Here is a 13,738-nt window from a genome sequence, read left to right as displayed (position 1 = left end):
CATGTTTGAAGCCCTCGTCTCGCTGACTCTCCGCCAGGGCTGGCGTGAGTTGCTGTGACATTGCGAGGACGTCCATGCCCCCTTTGCCAGAGGAGCTTCAATGCCTCACGTTACTGACTACTACGGGATTCCCGAGCCCGTCCCTTTTCTCAATGTCGACGTCGACCATGACAAGCCCATGTTCGTGGATCCTCGATCCGTCCGGTTGCAGGCAGGGCCAGCGCCCTATGTGGATCAGGCCAACCACAACACCCGTACGTTCTTTCACGAGATTGCCCGTTGCGCACTTTCAAGTAATGCCGCTGATCAGCGGCGAGGCTTGGATCTGCTGCAGCACTTTGAGGAACCACGGGAAACGCGCCTGGGATATGCCGCCGCAGGGTTCAGCGGTCACGGTGGGGCTGCTGAAGTTGGGACATGGATTTGGGAAGCGCTCACAACTGAGCTTGAGGCCCTTTTGCGGGTCGGAATCTTGACTCAGATCGAAGATCTGCCTCTTTTTGTCGAGGGCCTGGCCGAGGACATCACCTCAGATCTGACGACTCGGATCATCTTCGAGCCGTTGAGTAATTTCACCGCCTCGATGGTGGCCGCCTATCCGCAGTTCACTGCCAACGGTCACACCACCGTGGAGGTGGAGAGGCAGGTGTGGGACAGCGCCACACTCCAGTGGATTACTAAGGAAGTTGTGCTGCCTGACGCCAACGGCCACCCACTCTTGCTGGTGCCACGTGACTGGGCACGTCCTTCTCTGCTGATGAGTGCCGGTCGGTACTACGAGACTAAGGTCCTCGGTTACGCTCAGCTTGAGCAGGCCGTGGTCTCACGGGACACCGGGAGGCTCATCAAGACGCCGAAGCCTCAGCTTGCTCAGCAAGATGGTCTGGGTCGAGGGCGTGGGACCAACTTGGCAGTGACCGAAAGAGCCCAAGCCGAGAATGAAGACTTGGTCGCCACGTTCAAGGCCTACGTAGACAACAAGTACGAGCCCGTTCCCGATGATCGAATCGAGGGGAAGCTTGGCTGAACCGGTACGGCCGCTAGTCGTCTTCTCACTCTGTCAGAAGTTCATGACTCTTCGGGAAGGCGACCGTAAGGAATGGCAACAAGGGGCCACCGCTCCTTGGGCAGCATGAGATCTAGGTGTGGTGCTGGCTCATGCTGCGAACTCCGTGGGTGGAGACCCACTCTGGGGTATGTCAGGACTGCAACAGACTGCGATGGACCGCAATGGATTGTGACGGGTCCGCTAGACAAGACGGGTCCCTCAGAGTTAACTGGGAGTAGCTCCCCTCCTGCGGGTGGGTGAGAAGTAAAGGCCAGGACCCCCGTGTTTAGCGGGACCTGGCCTTCGCGCTGTCTAGATCGTGATCTCGATCCGTTCGATGGCTCCCTTGTACTGGTCGAGCCACACGGTCTCATCCGACTCCGCGTCTCCCAGAGCCCCGAGCACCTGGTCGGGCACCCACAGCATCGGCTCGGTCGAAGGCCGCTCGATGTCCACCCGGAGGAACGAGGGGATCGACTTCTTGCCGCGCAGGTGCCGGACCAGCTTCATGTCCCGTTCGTTGAGGGACTGGGTGCGCTGCTCAAGGAACACTCGGGTGACCTCGATCTCGCCGAGCTCCCAAAGCAGGCGCTCCATGCACTTGGCCCGGGCGTGCTCCTGCTTGCGGTGGTCCAATGGGGTGCCGATGACCACCATGTGAGCCATGTCGAACTCGGTCACCATCTCGGTGACCTTCCTCTTCTCCCTGTTCTCCATGTCGGTCCAGTGCAGCTTCCGTGCGCCCTTGGGCAGAGCCTTCCTCAGCTCATCCCGAGCGGGGTCACAGCAGATCGGATCCGCGACGACGGCACCGAGCAGGTACATCCGCTCGTCGGTGCCCTTCGGGCGCATGCTCTCATCCACCCAGGCGTGGAGCTCGAAGCCGTCTGCTGTTTGCACTCATGCATTCTCCCAGAAGCCTCCGACCACCTTGGGTATCAGCTCCACCGACAGCAGCTCCTCTCAGCTCCGTTCCTCGGCGCCGTCCATCCTCCCTTTTCGGATCATCTTCCACCGCTCTCCCTCTCCTTACCCCGTTTCGGTTCTCCGGTCGTGCCGTCCTCAGATCCGCCGCCGCGCCGCCGTCCTTCCGCTCGGGGTCGCGGGGTGCCTCCCGCCGTCGGTTACCTCGTCGTTCGTTCCTCCTCCGGCTGGCTCGCGTAGCGCGTATCTCGGGACTATCGCAGTAACGGTGTAAGAGGCCCAATCACCCCGTTCGGGGTTGGAGGGTCGACATGAGCGAGAAGATCGAGACACTGGTGGACGTGAGCCCACCGAAGCCCGGTGACGAGCCGGAAGAGAACGCGCAGCTGAGCGCGGCTGAGCAGGACACGGTCCGGGAGCTGGTCCGTGCCGCCCGCGCCAGCGGGGCGGCGTTGACCGGCCCGGGCGGGCTGTTGAAGCAGCTGACCAAGATGGTCGTCGAGGCCGCCCTGGATGAGGAGATGAACGAACACCTCGGCTATGAACCCGGTGACCCGCAAGGGCGTAACCGGGGCAACTCGCGCAACGGGAGGCGGGTCAAGACGGTGATCACCGACAACGCCGGCCCCGTGGAGATCGAGGTCCCCCGGGACCGGCAGGCCAGCTTCGAGCCGGTGATCGTGCGCAAGCGCCAGCGGCGGCTGACGGACCTGGACCAGGTCGTGCTCTCGCTCTCGGCCAAGGGCCTGACCACCGGAGAGATCAGCGCGCACCTGGGCGAGGTCTACGGCGCCGAGGTCAGCAAGGACACCGTCACCCGTATCACCGACCGGGTGATCGAGGAGATGCAGGCCTGGTGGGCCCGGCCGCTGGAGCAGGTCTACGCGGCGATCTTCATCGACGCGATCATGGTCAAGGTCCGCGACGGGCAGGTCCGCAACCGGCCCGTGTACGCCGCGATCGGGGTGGACCTGGGCGGGCATAAGGACATCCTGGGGATGTGGGCCGGGGACGGCGACGGGGAGTCGGCGAAGTTCTGGTACGCGGTCCTCAACGACCTGAAGTCACGCGGGGTGCGCGACGTGTTCTTCGTGGTCTGCGACGGGCTGAAGGGCCTGCCCGACTCGGTGAACGCGGTGTTCCCACTGGCCACGGTGCAGACCTGCATCATCCATCTGATCCGCGGGACCTTCCGCTACGCCTCAAGGAAGTACTGGGACGAGCTCGCCAAGGACCTCAAGCCCGTCTACACCGCCCCGACCGCCGCTGCCGCCGAGGCCGCCCTGGAGGAGGTGGAGGACAAGTGGGGCGCCCGGTACCCGGCGATCAGCCGGCTGTGGCGCAATGCCTGGACCGAGTTCGTGCCGTTCCTGGACTACGACGTGGAGATCCGCCGGGTGATCTGCTCGACGAATGCCATCGAGTCCCTCAACGCCCGGTTCCGGAGGGCGGTGCGGGCCCGTGGGCACTTCCCGAACGAGCAGTCCGCGATGAAGACCCTGTACCTGGTCGTGCGATCCCTGGACCCGAAGGGCACCGGGCAGACACGATGGGTCACACGGTGGAAGCCGGCGCTGAACGCCTTTGCCATCACCTTCGCCGACCGGATGCCGGCGGCGGAGAACCACTAACCATGGAAACGCCTCTTACACCGTTAGAGCGACAGTCCCCGTATCTCAACGAGGGGCGGACTCTAAAGGGGTGTCTCTGCTTGGGGCTTTGTGCGATGTCCGAGCTACGCGGACTGCTCGGCCCGATGACCTCGAGCTGTGGGAAACGGCGAGGCGGGATGACCTCTAGCGACGCGGAGCTGCGAGGCGAGGTGGGTCGAGGACGAGGAGCCCGCGCCAGGTGGTCAACGAGGACGAAAGAGTCCTCGGCGCTGCTCCGCAGCTAAGCGCTGAGGAAGTCAAGAAGCTGCTCGGCGCTGAGGACTTGCTCGAAGGTTTGTCCCGCTGGGTGAAAGATGAGCCGAAGAACCAGCAGCGGAGACGAAGGGGCGAGCTTTGGGGTCTTGCTACCGTGCAGAGAGAGGGTGGAGCACTTCGCGCTCCACCCTCTCCTGAAGTTACCGGGAGCTGTTCATGAGTCGTTTTCTGTTGGCCTCGACCCCGTTCGCCGGTCACGTCTATCCCATGGTTGGTCTGGCTCGTGCTCTGCTGACCCGTGGGCACGAGGTGGTGTTCTACACCGGTGCGAAGTACTGCACGACGGTGGAGTCCGCCGGGTGCCGGTTCCTGCCGTTCCGGGCCGCGATCGACTTCGACGACACCGACCCCGAGGCATCGTTTCCCGCCATGCGGGGCGGCGATGGCCCCGCGGCGATGTTCAGCAGCTTCCGGGAGATCTTCTTCGGCACGGCCCCCGGGCAAGTCCGGGACATCCTCGAGGCCCACCAGCAGGAGCCTTTCGACGCCGTGGTGGCCGAGATGACGTGCTTCGGGCCGATGCTGGTCCACGAGCTCACCGGGTTGCCGTGGGTGACCTTCTCCCTCTCGCCCTTGGGCCTGCCCAGCCGGCACCTGCCTCCTGCGGGTCTTCCCCTGACCGCGGGAAAGGGACGAGCCGGTCGAACTCGGGACGCGGCCCTGCGCGCGCTGATGGACCTCACCATGAACCGCGCCGTGCGGGGCCTGCACAACAGGGCGCGCCGGGCCGTGGGGCTGCCAGCCACTTCCGCACCGGGCATGGACCCGGCCTACTCCTCCCAGCTGGTGCTCTGTCAGGGGGTGCCCGAGCTGGAGCCGCCCCGGCCGGACCTGCCTGAGCACGTGCACCACATCGGGGACGCCGCCGCCAGCACCCGCACGGTCGAGCCCGCCCCGGGATGGCTTCAGCAGCTCGACGGGACCCACCCGGTCGTGCACGTCACCGAGGGCACCCTCGGGCGCGGCCACGACTCCTTCGTCGCCCGGGCCGTGGAGGCCTTCACGAGCCAGGGCTGGCAGGTCGTCGTCGGAGGGCGCCACGGCATGGCGGACTTGCCGACGGGGGTAATCGCCTCGGAGCGGGTGCCGCACGACCAGCTGCTCCCGCGCACCGACCTGTTCCTCACCAACGGCGGCTACGGGGGCGTGCTGGCGGCCTTGGGTCACGGCGTGCCCCTGCTGATCGTGCCCGGCCGGCAGGACAAGCCGTTGGTCGCCCGGAACATGCGCCTGGCCGGAGCCGCCCGCGTGGTGCCCGCCCGGCGCGCCACGGCCGCTCACCTGCGCAGCGCAGCCTCGGACATTCTGGATGACGAGGCGATGACCGCCCGCGTCCAGCACATCGCACACCGCATGGCACAGGCCGGCGGAGCAGACGCCGCCGCCCGGCGGATCGAAGACCTCCTGGCCACCCTCCGCGTCCAATGATCAGCGCCGCGTTCCATCAGGCTTCTTTGGACACGGCTTCGATGCGCTGGGCCAGGCCTTCGAGCCCGGAGCGGATCATCTTCCCGTAGCCCTCCGGTGGCAGCGCCTCCGCGGCGGCCAACCCCTGCTCCAGGTGGTCGCGGGCCGCCTCGACCTCCCCACGCCGCAGGTACCCATCACCCAGGTTCAGGTGCAGTGACGGGGCCATGCCCCGGGCGGAAGCAATGCCCACCGGGGCGAGGTCCTCGTCCTCCACCAGGGCATGCTCCGCCAAGGCCGCGCGGTCCCAGACGATCTCCTGCTCGAGGTCGGTCTCCAGATCAGCCAGGTAGTGGGCCAGCACACACCGTTGCGCGTGGTCTGCCTCCGTGGTCTCGGTCCAGCACCGCATGAGCTGCTGCCGGCCTGCCGCCTGGTCACCGCCGAGGGCGACACCGACCGCGGCCGTGATCTCATCCCACTGAGCCATAAGAACCCTCCGTGTCTTTAGGTGCGCTGAGCAGTAAACCGGCCATAAATACGTTCACACTCGACGAGCGAGACGTACGTGTGAGCCCGTCAGCGAGGCTAATGGTCCCCTCTGACGGGCCATGACCGTCGCGACGAGCGGACGGGAGTCGAACGGAAAAGTTGATGCGCTCAAAAACGCGCTGATTCTCTCCGGATCCCGGGCTGATCCGTGGCTGATCATGGAGGCGCGGGCATCCCCATTACTGAGGAACACCCTCATGCCGAGGTGACAGCGCAACTGCATGAGAGCCAAGGCCAGCAGGCGATTCGTGGCGGAGCGCATCGTCGCTCAGGATCGGATGGTCGAGGAACTCGGCGATGGTGGGTTGTTCGGCAAGGTCCTCGAGGGCGTGCAGATCCAAGGGTGCGAGTTTCGGGAGCTGCGTGAAGCCCGGGCTTGGGAGGCAGAGAGGTGGAGCCCGATCATCGGCCGCTTCCGGAAATGCCAGCTTCAAGGCGAGAGCGACGATGCGAACTAGCGGAGGCGTCTTTCGACGTTCTCTGAGGGCCCCCAGTGACGCGCCGTGGCCGGTGTGTCATGGACATCCGGCAACTAGTCCAGTAGCCCAGCTACTCGGCGAATCCGGTCACGGCCACTCGCCTCCTGAGCGCATAAGGCGCCCACGGACGGATCAGGATAGGCGCTGCACGTCAGTAGGGGAGCATCAGCTTCGACTGAATCTTCTCAACCTACAGTTGGATCTGGCCGGTTCGTTGCTGCTAGACCGTGCCGCCCTGTGAGGTTTCTGCTATCACCGGTCTGCCAGCTGCGCAAAGACTATCGGGTCGTTGGTGAGGCTCTGCGACAATGACAGCGAGCCACCGCTGCTAGTAGATGATGCGCATTGACACTGAGCGGCGGTGGGGGGCGTGAACCCAAAATTGGACCTCATCTGAGAAGATTGGTTGGTGAGCAAACCTACTTTGGTACTAGTAAGCGCATCGGCAACCGGCGTGCTCGGAGAGTACAACCATTCATTCACCATCGGTGAACACGACGAATTTGTGATCATCTATGGTCCGAACGGCGTCGGCAAAACGAAATTTCTTGAGATCATCGATGCGTTGACTCGACTTCGGGGATTCACTCTGTCCAAGCTCCCTTTCGAGTCGGCACTATTAAAGTACTCCGACGGGTCGGAACTCAGTGCTGAGCGTCGTGAAGTGGGGGCAGATGCGGGGGATGCCTCGCCTATTCCAACATACAATATTACCTTTACCGTCAAGAGATTCGGGCGGAAATCCCTTGCCTGGGAACACAAGGACGATGATTTCAGCGCGTACCTCCGTAGGCAGGTCCGATATGAACAGATGGCCGATGAGTACTGGCAGGATCAAGCTGATGGCGAACTCGTACACGTTGAAGAACTGAGGAATCGGTATCGCTTCGAAAGGGAATCGCGATCTCGAAAGCCCGTTCAGCAAACCTCAGGCCCAGCGGAGGCTCTCGAATTCGTTAACTTGGTTCCTAGTTTCCTGATCGAGACTCAACGTCTCCGTATCGAGGAAAGCCACACAAGAACAAGATATGGAGCGGTTCGAGAATCAAAACGACCCCGCTCTCGTATTACTGAACAAGCTGATAAAATCCGTTCACTTTTAAATGACGCCCAAACCGAGCATTCTAGAATCACCCAACGACTGGATCGAACCTTCCCCAATCGGGTACTTGGGGCCGCAGCGCGGGAGAACCATCTTAATTCGGATGATATTAGATCCCAATACAATACTCAAAACGATTTCCGAAGCCGTTTGGGAAGAGTTGCATCAGTCTCACTGGATAATGAGCTTTCGCTTCCCTCAGGTGATCTTGACGGGTGGGCACTCACCCTTCTGAATCAGTACCTGGTGGATGCCGAGCAAAAACTCTCCCCTTTTCGAGGATTGCTCACAAAAATCGAGCTACTCGAGCAGATTATCAATGGTCGCCTCTTGAACAAAACTCTTCAGGTGACAGATGGGGATGGACTTTCGGTCCAGCATTCTCAATCCGGCAGACCAATCACTCTCGATTCGCTCTCTTCTGGAGAGCAGCATGAGATTATTCTTATGATTGACCTGCTTTTCAACGTTCCGCCAGGCGCAGTAGTGCTCATTGACGAGCCTGAAATCTCTTTGCACGTCGCCTGGCAGATCGCTTTCATTCCGGACGTGGAGCGAATCGCTGAATTGGCAGGATTTCGATTTGTTGTGGCTACGCATTCCCCACAAATTATCAACGATCGATGGGAGCGCGCGATTCGTCTTGGACCAGATGAGGTGTCTTTCTCGTGAAGGAGTTTCTAAATGAGAATACCCTTTACAACACCCTGGCTATGTACCTGGCCGAGGGCAACTCCCTACTGCTCGTCGTTGAAGGGCCCGATGATCATCTAATGCTCAAGGAGCATTGTTCGTCGGATCTGGTGTTGATCGCTGGCATAGGTGGCAAGGGGCAGGTGCTTCGAGCGGCGGAACTCTGCATCAAGAGAGACCTTAGAGGGGTGCGGTTCCTGGTTGACCGTGATTACGACGACTTTACTGGTTTGAAGAGAATTAATCTGAATAATGTGTTTATGAGCGAGGGGCATGACTGTTTCATCGACGTGCTAACCAGCGATCCGGCGTTGCTTAATAGGGTGATCGATGTCGAAAGTTCCTCTGCTCGCAGGCGCCCTGGAATAACCAGTGCGTTACCTAACCCAAGTGAAATCCAGGCGGAAGCCGTAGCCTTGGCATCCCATCTCGTCGCTGTGAGAGTTATGGATGCCCGGCGTGGCCTCGGGCTAGATTTTAAGAAATTTTCGTTTGGTGGGCTGAAGGTGAGCGAATTCGATATCAAAGTAATTGCCGAAAAAGTTCTAGTTAGGTCCAGTTATGGCGGTGCTGACTCAGTAGAAATCATCGATGAAGTTGTGCGAACACATCTTGAAATGCGGGAACTCCCGCATCTTCCAGTAGGTGACCACGATCTCTTCTCGGCGCTGTCCAGAATTCTCAAACAATTCAATGTTTCGGTTTCTTCGAATGCACTCCATAGAGGGGTTATTTTAGCGGTTTCATGCTCTGCATTAAAAGGTACGATTTGGTTCAAGCAAATTCAGGAATGGTGTGCACGTAATGATCGCGTAGGATTCACCTGTGTGTCCAGCACCGCTTTTGCGGCTTAAGATCCATCAGTTGCCTTTGCTGATTGTCTAAGTTCAATGGCAATAAGGCCGCAGTACCATGCCCTCGCTGATGGGCTGGTCATCCTGAGGGGGGCTGGCGATCGGCCGTGGCCGTGGCCGGGTGCCGGTGCTGTTGCACGATCTGCCCTGCTCCGGGGGACTGTGCGCGTGGTCTGGTGCCGGCCATACCATGCACCAACTGCTCTGCTGCCCGGGCAACAGGGGCGGCTCCGGGTTACGCCGGTCAGCCTGTCTGCGGCTCCCACCTAGACCGCGACGGGATGGGCTACGGATAATCATCCGCCTTAACCCGTACCGGCCATGACTTAGGGAAAGGCCCCGCACTCGATCACAGGTGCTGGGCCTCTCGACTCGAGCACATCCTGCCGGATATCTCCGCCATGTCAGTAGCACCACTCAGGTACTTACCGGGCTTGGAACCGGCATCGTCCTCACGTTGTATGGGGTGAGACAGGGGCAAGCACCTCAGGGGTGGTCAGTGGGCGGCGTAGTAGGCATCCTTGATGGACTGGTGGATGCGGCCCCGGTCGGAGACTTCGTGCCCGTTATCCTTAGCCCAGGCCCGGATCTTCGCGGTGTCCGGGTCACCCTTGGCGGTACGATTCCCGGTGCTGCGGGTGCCTCCGCCGCGGGTGGTCTTGCGGCTGGCGGCCGCGTAGGGGCGCAATGCCTCGCGCAGCTTCTCGGCGTTGTCGGTGGAGAGGTCGATCTCATAGTTTTTGCCGTCAAGGGCAAAGGTGACGGTCTCCTCGGCGGGGCCGCCGTCGAGATCGTCCTCGAGGTGCACTTCAACTTTCTGAGCCATAGAGGCTGTTCCTTTCCATTTCCCCTAACAGGGGAGTATTGCTGCAGGTTGGTACTAGGCGGATTTGGAACGATCCTCAACCGGTGAATCAGTCGAAGCATTCTCACCAGAGGAGTCATTCGCTTCGCCTGAATCTAACAATGCTGGGGCTTTGGTGCGATTCCCGGTGATGACCGTGCCCTCCTGGGTAAGGTCCACGCACAGCATGCCGTCCTCCACGAACGGTTTCCATCGTCTGGTGGCGGTGGTGTCGATGTCGTAGTGGGCGATGAACGCGGTGGCCGAAACGATTGCCTGTCCCGGTCCGCGCTTGGACCCGTTGCGCACCGCATAGGCGTGCGGGGAAGAATCATCGGCCGAACGCAGTGCGATGATGTTACGGTCGCGGTCGTAGAGCAGCTCCACCGTCTCGGCGTTGCCGATCAGGTCGTGGGCGGCCTTGTTTAGCGAGATCACCCCGCGCTTTTGGATCGTCACACTCGGCGCCTTCGCCAGTGGAGTCATTTTCTTGTCGAATACTTCAAACTGCATTGTTCCCCCTACAACTTACACCTAATTGTTCCAATACCCATCGTAACCATTGCACGCAACGCAGATGTATCTGCCGGCATGTCGGAGGCGCGTCTTGGAAGCCATGGGATGCGAGACGTCTCATCGAAGAAATTTTCGTCCGCATGTGAATTGCAGCGGTAGATGGCGGCATTTTCGCAGCGATAAATGGCGCCTCCATCGCCCGTAAGCCGATCGCCTTACGGGCGGTTCGTCGGAGGTGGGGCCGAGGTCACTGCGATCCGGGTCGTCGCATGCGAAGCTCGCGGATGTTGTCTTCAACCTTCACGGTTCCGTCGGGTACGAATCCGTTCTTCCGGTAGAACGCTTGAGCTCGGGGAACGGGGTCGCCCACCCAGAGAGCAGCAGACTCGGACTGGTCGAGGGCCGAGTTCAGGAGCGCCGTTCCGACACCGGTCCCGTGGTGCTTCGCGAGTACGTAGAGCACGTACAGATGGTGCGCCCACTCCTCGTCATGGACTGGTCCTGACATGGCGATCCCAATCAACGTGCCGCCGTCTTCGGCGATGCGGATTCGGTTCGCTGCCCATCGTTGATCCGTCAGTGCGGCGGTCCAGAATCGCTCCCGGCTCGGGAGAAAGTCAGGCGAATCGAGCACCTGTTCGGATACCAATGTTCCGCGGTAGGTCTCGCGCCATGAGGTGACGTGAACCAGCGCGATGTCTTCGGCATCCGCGGGGGTAGCTGGCCTGATGACGAAATCGCGCGACATGCCGAGAACGTTACCGAAGCGCGTGCGATCCGGTGTGGCAGAGAGCCAGACGTGCCCGTAAGCGGGTCGGTAACCGGGCGCCGTTCGCTCCGATCGAGATGCCGCGACCCCGTCATCGTTGAGACGCCCGTTTAGCCCGCCCGATGAAAATGCCCGCAAGGGTGCGGTGCCTTATCTGCAACACAGGGAGCGTCTCGGAAAACGGGATGCGAGACGTCTCGTTCGCAAAATTCTCGGTCGTGTGAATCGCAGTGACAAGTGGCGGTGTTTTAGACAAGTGGCGGTGTTTTAACGGAGCTAATGGCCACCTCGGCACCGTGCAGCCAGATCCGGTTCCGGATGACCGTCCCACTTCCTTGGGAGTCGGACGGTCGACAATGGAGTCCCTGCTCGGGTACGGCGATTCTCGTCCATGCTGTGTCTGGTCGAGGTTCGCTAACGTGTGAGACTGAGTCTTGGGAGCTACTGGTGCGTCCGCATGTCTTGCAGTTCAAGGGATGCGAGACGTCTCGTCGCAGAAATTTTCACCCGCACGATTCCGCGGTTGAGCGTGTCTCGCATCCTTGTGCTTTATCCATACCCCTAGAATCGGATACTCAACGTTAGTTGCGAGACAGATGGGGTGGACATGGGGAAGCTGATCGGCTACGCCCGGGTGTCGACGCGGCAGCAGGATGCGGACCGTCAAGTGTCTGACCTGCTGGGTGCCGGTGGGCGGCGCGACGACATCTATGTGGACAGTGGAGTGTCTGGAGGGCGTGCTTCGCGTCCGGCCTTCGACAAAGCGGTGGCCGCACTCGAGGACGGTGACACGCTGGTCATCACCACGCTGGACCGTCTGGGGCGGTCGACGCAGAACATGCTGGCCTTCGCCGAGGCGCTGCGGGGAAGAGGTGCCGGGCTGCGGGTGCTCAACCTTGGTGGGGGAGACGTAGACACCGCCACCCCGATGGGCTCAATGGTCTTCACCGTCATGGCCGCCCTGGCCCAGATGGAGCTGGAGATCAAACGGGAGCGGATCACCGACTCGGTGGCCAAGCGGCGGGCTGCCGGCAAGGACCTCGGTGGGCGGCGCCAGACCTACACCGACTCCCAGATCCGTAACGCGCTACGACTCATTGAGTCGGGGGAGCCCGCGACCCAGGTCGCCCGCGACCTCGGGATGTCCAGAGCCACCCTCTACCGGCGGATCCGGGAGCTGCCGCAGGCAACGACCATCTGAGTCCGTCTTGCCTGTGGACATCGTGATGCGTATGTCGTACCTGAGCGGGCATTTCAGCGGGCGGGGTATACGGGCATCAACCACAGCTGGTTTCTTGCGCCAGCACCATCGCTGAGGCTTGGAGCAGCAGGGGTCCCTCTTGCGTGCACAGTGACCACCACGCAGGGTCGTGCGGGTGTCCTCGGCGTGCCAGGAGCTATGTTCGTATTCCCGAGGGCTCGGGCAGCAGAGTCCCTGCTCGAGAGGACATGATGAGCGAGCAACCCATCACCGTCGAGGCTCCCCTGCACGGGCCGTGGGGGCAGATCCAGGCCTGGTTGCAGGCCGGCCCTCCCGAGGCCCGGCGGCTGCTGGAGCAAGTGGCGTTCTCGCCGGTGTTCACCGACCAGTCCTTCGCCCCCGGCGACGAGGAGCTGCGCGAGCTCTGGAGCACCGGTGGGTGGGTCAGCTGGCTGGGAGGTCCCGCCGCAGCGCCCCTGGATAGGTGGCCGCGCACGGTCGACGGCACCGCCCTGGCCCACGTGCTCACCCTGGATCTGGTCGACCTGTCCGGGGTGGTCGATGACCAGGGCAAGGCCGTGTGGCCCGGGCTGCGTGAAGGCCTGCCCACCGACGGGGTGCTGGAGGTCTTCCATGACCTACGCACCTTCGGTTACGACGCCACCGACCGGGACACCGGTGCCTGGGCGGTGCGCTGGGTAGCCGACCCTGCGCGCACCGAGCTGGTGGAGCCACCACCGGAGGCGGACACGCCCTCGGCGGTGTGCCAGGTGGTACTGGCCCTGCCCGGGTTCACCCTGCCACCGGCCGCCGATGCCGCCGGCGGTCCGGAAGAGGACTTTGAGACCGCCCAGGCTCTGGAGGAATCTCTGCAACGGGCTTGGCTGGGCCAGCGCACCGGCTCCACACAGGGCCATCCGATCCCGGTCAGCCACGTCTACGGGCACAGCCAGCACGGGGAAATCCATGCCCGTGCCCTGCTGGATAAGGTGCTGCCGCTGAGTGTGCCCGGTGATGAGCATCGCCTGGTCCTGGACCTGGAAAGCTGGACAGCCCTGAAGGGGTGGTTCGGCGACGCCGGCAACCTGGAGGTGTGGATGCGTGGATCGGATCTGAAGTCCCGTCGCTTCGACCACGCGTGGTGCTTGATCCGCACCGACTGAACCGCATCCACGACCAAGGTGCTGAGCGTCCGCCGCGAACACGAATCCTGTAATGCAGCTGGGGTTGGCATCTGCGCAGTTCCTGATACCAGGCCCACCTACGACCTAAGCGGGGCCGCTAGTGAATTTCGTCGGCGTTCCTACTCGGGGTCGTTGAACGGGTTGCTTGCCGGGCCTCGAGTCGGATCTAGGAACAGTCGAGGAGCTCGGGTTTCTTCGGGGCGCCGGCCGAGTTCCGGCGCGCGGTCAGCGCCCTGA

The 13,738-nt window shown here is 62.0% G+C and carries 14 protein-coding genes; 9 read left to right on the top strand and 5 right to left on the bottom strand.

The features are described from left to right. The first annotated feature begins 100 nt into the window (after positions 1-100). Positions 101-1,027 (top strand): hypothetical protein, encoded by a 927-nt coding sequence (locus tag E7Z53_RS16840; protein WP_176338295.1) that lies wholly within the window; start codon positions 101-103, stop codon positions 1,025-1,027. 333 nt (positions 1,028-1,360) lie between these two features. On the opposite strand, the gene E7Z53_RS16835 is transcribed toward E7Z53_RS16840, so the two are convergent. Beyond that, on the bottom strand, positions 1,361-1,948 hold the full coding sequence (locus tag E7Z53_RS16835; RefSeq protein WP_176338294.1) for a hypothetical protein: 588 nt from the start codon (positions 1,946-1,948) through the stop codon (positions 1,361-1,363). 335 nt (positions 1,949-2,283) lie between these two features. Here E7Z53_RS16835 and E7Z53_RS16830 point away from each other — a divergent pair, with 335 nt between their 5' ends. Both E7Z53_RS16830 and E7Z53_RS16825 read left to right on the top strand, forming a co-directional pair. Beyond that, entirely contained in the window at positions 2,284-3,603 is a 1,320-nt protein-coding gene (locus tag E7Z53_RS16830; protein WP_249033848.1) for an IS256 family transposase, read from the top strand. Positions 3,604-4,056: 453 nt separating this feature from the next. Continuing rightward, complete coding sequence (locus E7Z53_RS16825) at positions 4,057-5,328, top strand: glycosyltransferase (RefSeq protein ID WP_176338293.1); 1,272 nt, start codon at positions 4,057-4,059, stop codon at positions 5,326-5,328. A 16-nt stretch (positions 5,329-5,344) separates the two neighbouring features. Here E7Z53_RS16825 and E7Z53_RS16820 read toward each other — a convergent pair whose 3' ends face one another. Further along, positions 5,345-5,797 carry a hypothetical protein gene (locus tag E7Z53_RS16820; protein ID WP_176338292.1) on the bottom strand — a complete coding sequence of 151 codons (453 nt, stop codon included), beginning with the start codon at positions 5,795-5,797 and terminating at the stop codon, positions 5,345-5,347. Between the two features lie 310 nt (positions 5,798-6,107). Between E7Z53_RS16820 and E7Z53_RS16815 the strand changes: the two genes are divergently transcribed. The 4 genes from E7Z53_RS16815 to E7Z53_RS16800 all read left to right on the top strand — a co-directional run bounded on the left by E7Z53_RS16815 (position 6,108) and on the right by E7Z53_RS16800 (position 9,283). Then, positions 6,108-6,317, top strand: coding sequence for a hypothetical protein (locus E7Z53_RS16815; RefSeq protein WP_176338291.1), 210 nt, complete (start codon positions 6,108-6,110; stop codon positions 6,315-6,317). Positions 6,318-6,747: 430 nt separating this feature from the next. Continuing rightward, complete coding sequence (locus E7Z53_RS16810; RefSeq protein ID WP_176338290.1) at positions 6,748-8,112, top strand: AAA family ATPase; 1,365 nt, start codon at positions 6,748-6,750, stop codon at positions 8,110-8,112. Beyond that, positions 8,109-8,987, top strand: coding sequence for a hypothetical protein (locus E7Z53_RS16805; protein WP_176338289.1), 879 nt, complete (start codon positions 8,109-8,111; stop codon positions 8,985-8,987). The genes E7Z53_RS16810 and E7Z53_RS16805 overlap by 4 nt, the downstream gene beginning before the upstream one ends. A gap of 107 nt (positions 8,988-9,094) precedes the next feature. Next, a complete protein-coding gene (locus E7Z53_RS16800) occupies positions 9,095-9,283 on the top strand; it encodes an excalibur calcium-binding domain-containing protein (RefSeq protein WP_176338288.1) in 189 nt (62 codons plus the stop codon). A 200-nt stretch (positions 9,284-9,483) separates the two neighbouring features. Here E7Z53_RS16800 and E7Z53_RS16795 read toward each other — a convergent pair whose 3' ends face one another. From E7Z53_RS16795 to E7Z53_RS16785, 3 genes are all read right to left on the bottom strand, one after another. Continuing rightward, on the bottom strand, positions 9,484-9,813 hold the full coding sequence (locus E7Z53_RS16795; RefSeq protein ID WP_176338287.1) for a histone-like nucleoid-structuring protein Lsr2: 330 nt from the start codon (positions 9,811-9,813) through the stop codon (positions 9,484-9,486). A gap of 54 nt (positions 9,814-9,867) precedes the next feature. Beyond that, complete coding sequence (locus E7Z53_RS16790; RefSeq protein ID WP_176338286.1) at positions 9,868-10,344, bottom strand: hypothetical protein; 477 nt, start codon at positions 10,342-10,344, stop codon at positions 9,868-9,870. A gap of 250 nt (positions 10,345-10,594) precedes the next feature. Then, positions 10,595-11,095 carry a GNAT family N-acetyltransferase gene (locus tag E7Z53_RS16785; RefSeq protein ID WP_176338285.1) on the bottom strand — a complete coding sequence of 167 codons (501 nt, stop codon included), beginning with the start codon at positions 11,093-11,095 and terminating at the stop codon, positions 10,595-10,597. Between the two features lie 628 nt (positions 11,096-11,723). On the opposite strand from E7Z53_RS16785, the gene E7Z53_RS16780 reads away from it, so the two are divergent. Next, complete coding sequence (locus E7Z53_RS16780; protein ID WP_176338284.1) at positions 11,724-12,317, top strand: recombinase family protein; 594 nt, start codon at positions 11,724-11,726, stop codon at positions 12,315-12,317. 251 nt (positions 12,318-12,568) lie between these two features. Beyond that, a complete protein-coding gene (locus tag E7Z53_RS16775) occupies positions 12,569-13,480 on the top strand; it encodes a DUF1963 domain-containing protein (RefSeq protein ID WP_176338283.1) in 912 nt (303 codons plus the stop codon). The last annotated feature ends 258 nt before the right edge of the window (positions 13,481-13,738 follow it).

Origin of the sequence: Kocuria salina, from assembly GCF_013368965.1 — a bacterium.
GTDB lineage: Bacteria > Actinomycetota > Actinomycetes > Actinomycetales > Micrococcaceae > Kocuria > Kocuria rosea.
This window is presented reverse-complemented; position numbering and strand designations above follow the sequence as displayed.

What these genes read in the sequence shown, in the direction of transcription:
- E7Z53_RS16840 (WP_176338295.1), top strand. Translation starts at nt 101, where the DNA reads ATGCCTCACGTTACTGACTACTACGGGATTCCCGAGCCCGTCCCTTTT.
- E7Z53_RS16830 (WP_249033848.1), top strand. Translation starts at nt 2,284, where the DNA reads ATGAGCGAGAAGATCGAGACACTGGTGGACGTGAGCCCACCGAAGCCC.
- E7Z53_RS16825 (WP_176338293.1), top strand. Translation starts at nt 4,057, where the DNA reads ATGAGTCGTTTTCTGTTGGCCTCGACCCCGTTCGCCGGTCACGTCTAT.
- E7Z53_RS16820 (WP_176338292.1), bottom strand. Translation starts at nt 5,797, where the DNA reads ATGGCTCAGTGGGATGAGATCACGGCCGCGGTCGGTGTCGCCCTCGGC.
- E7Z53_RS16795 (WP_176338287.1), bottom strand. Translation starts at nt 9,813, where the DNA reads ATGGCTCAGAAAGTTGAAGTGCACCTCGAGGACGATCTCGACGGCGGC.
- E7Z53_RS16790 (WP_176338286.1), bottom strand. Translation starts at nt 10,344, where the DNA reads ATGCAGTTTGAAGTATTCGACAAGAAAATGACTCCACTGGCGAAGGCG.
- E7Z53_RS16785 (WP_176338285.1), bottom strand. Translation starts at nt 11,095, where the DNA reads ATGTCGCGCGATTTCGTCATCAGGCCAGCTACCCCCGCGGATGCCGAA.
- E7Z53_RS16780 (WP_176338284.1), top strand. Translation starts at nt 11,724, where the DNA reads ATGGGGAAGCTGATCGGCTACGCCCGGGTGTCGACGCGGCAGCAGGAT.
- E7Z53_RS16775 (WP_176338283.1), top strand. Translation starts at nt 12,569, where the DNA reads ATGAGCGAGCAACCCATCACCGTCGAGGCTCCCCTGCACGGGCCGTGG.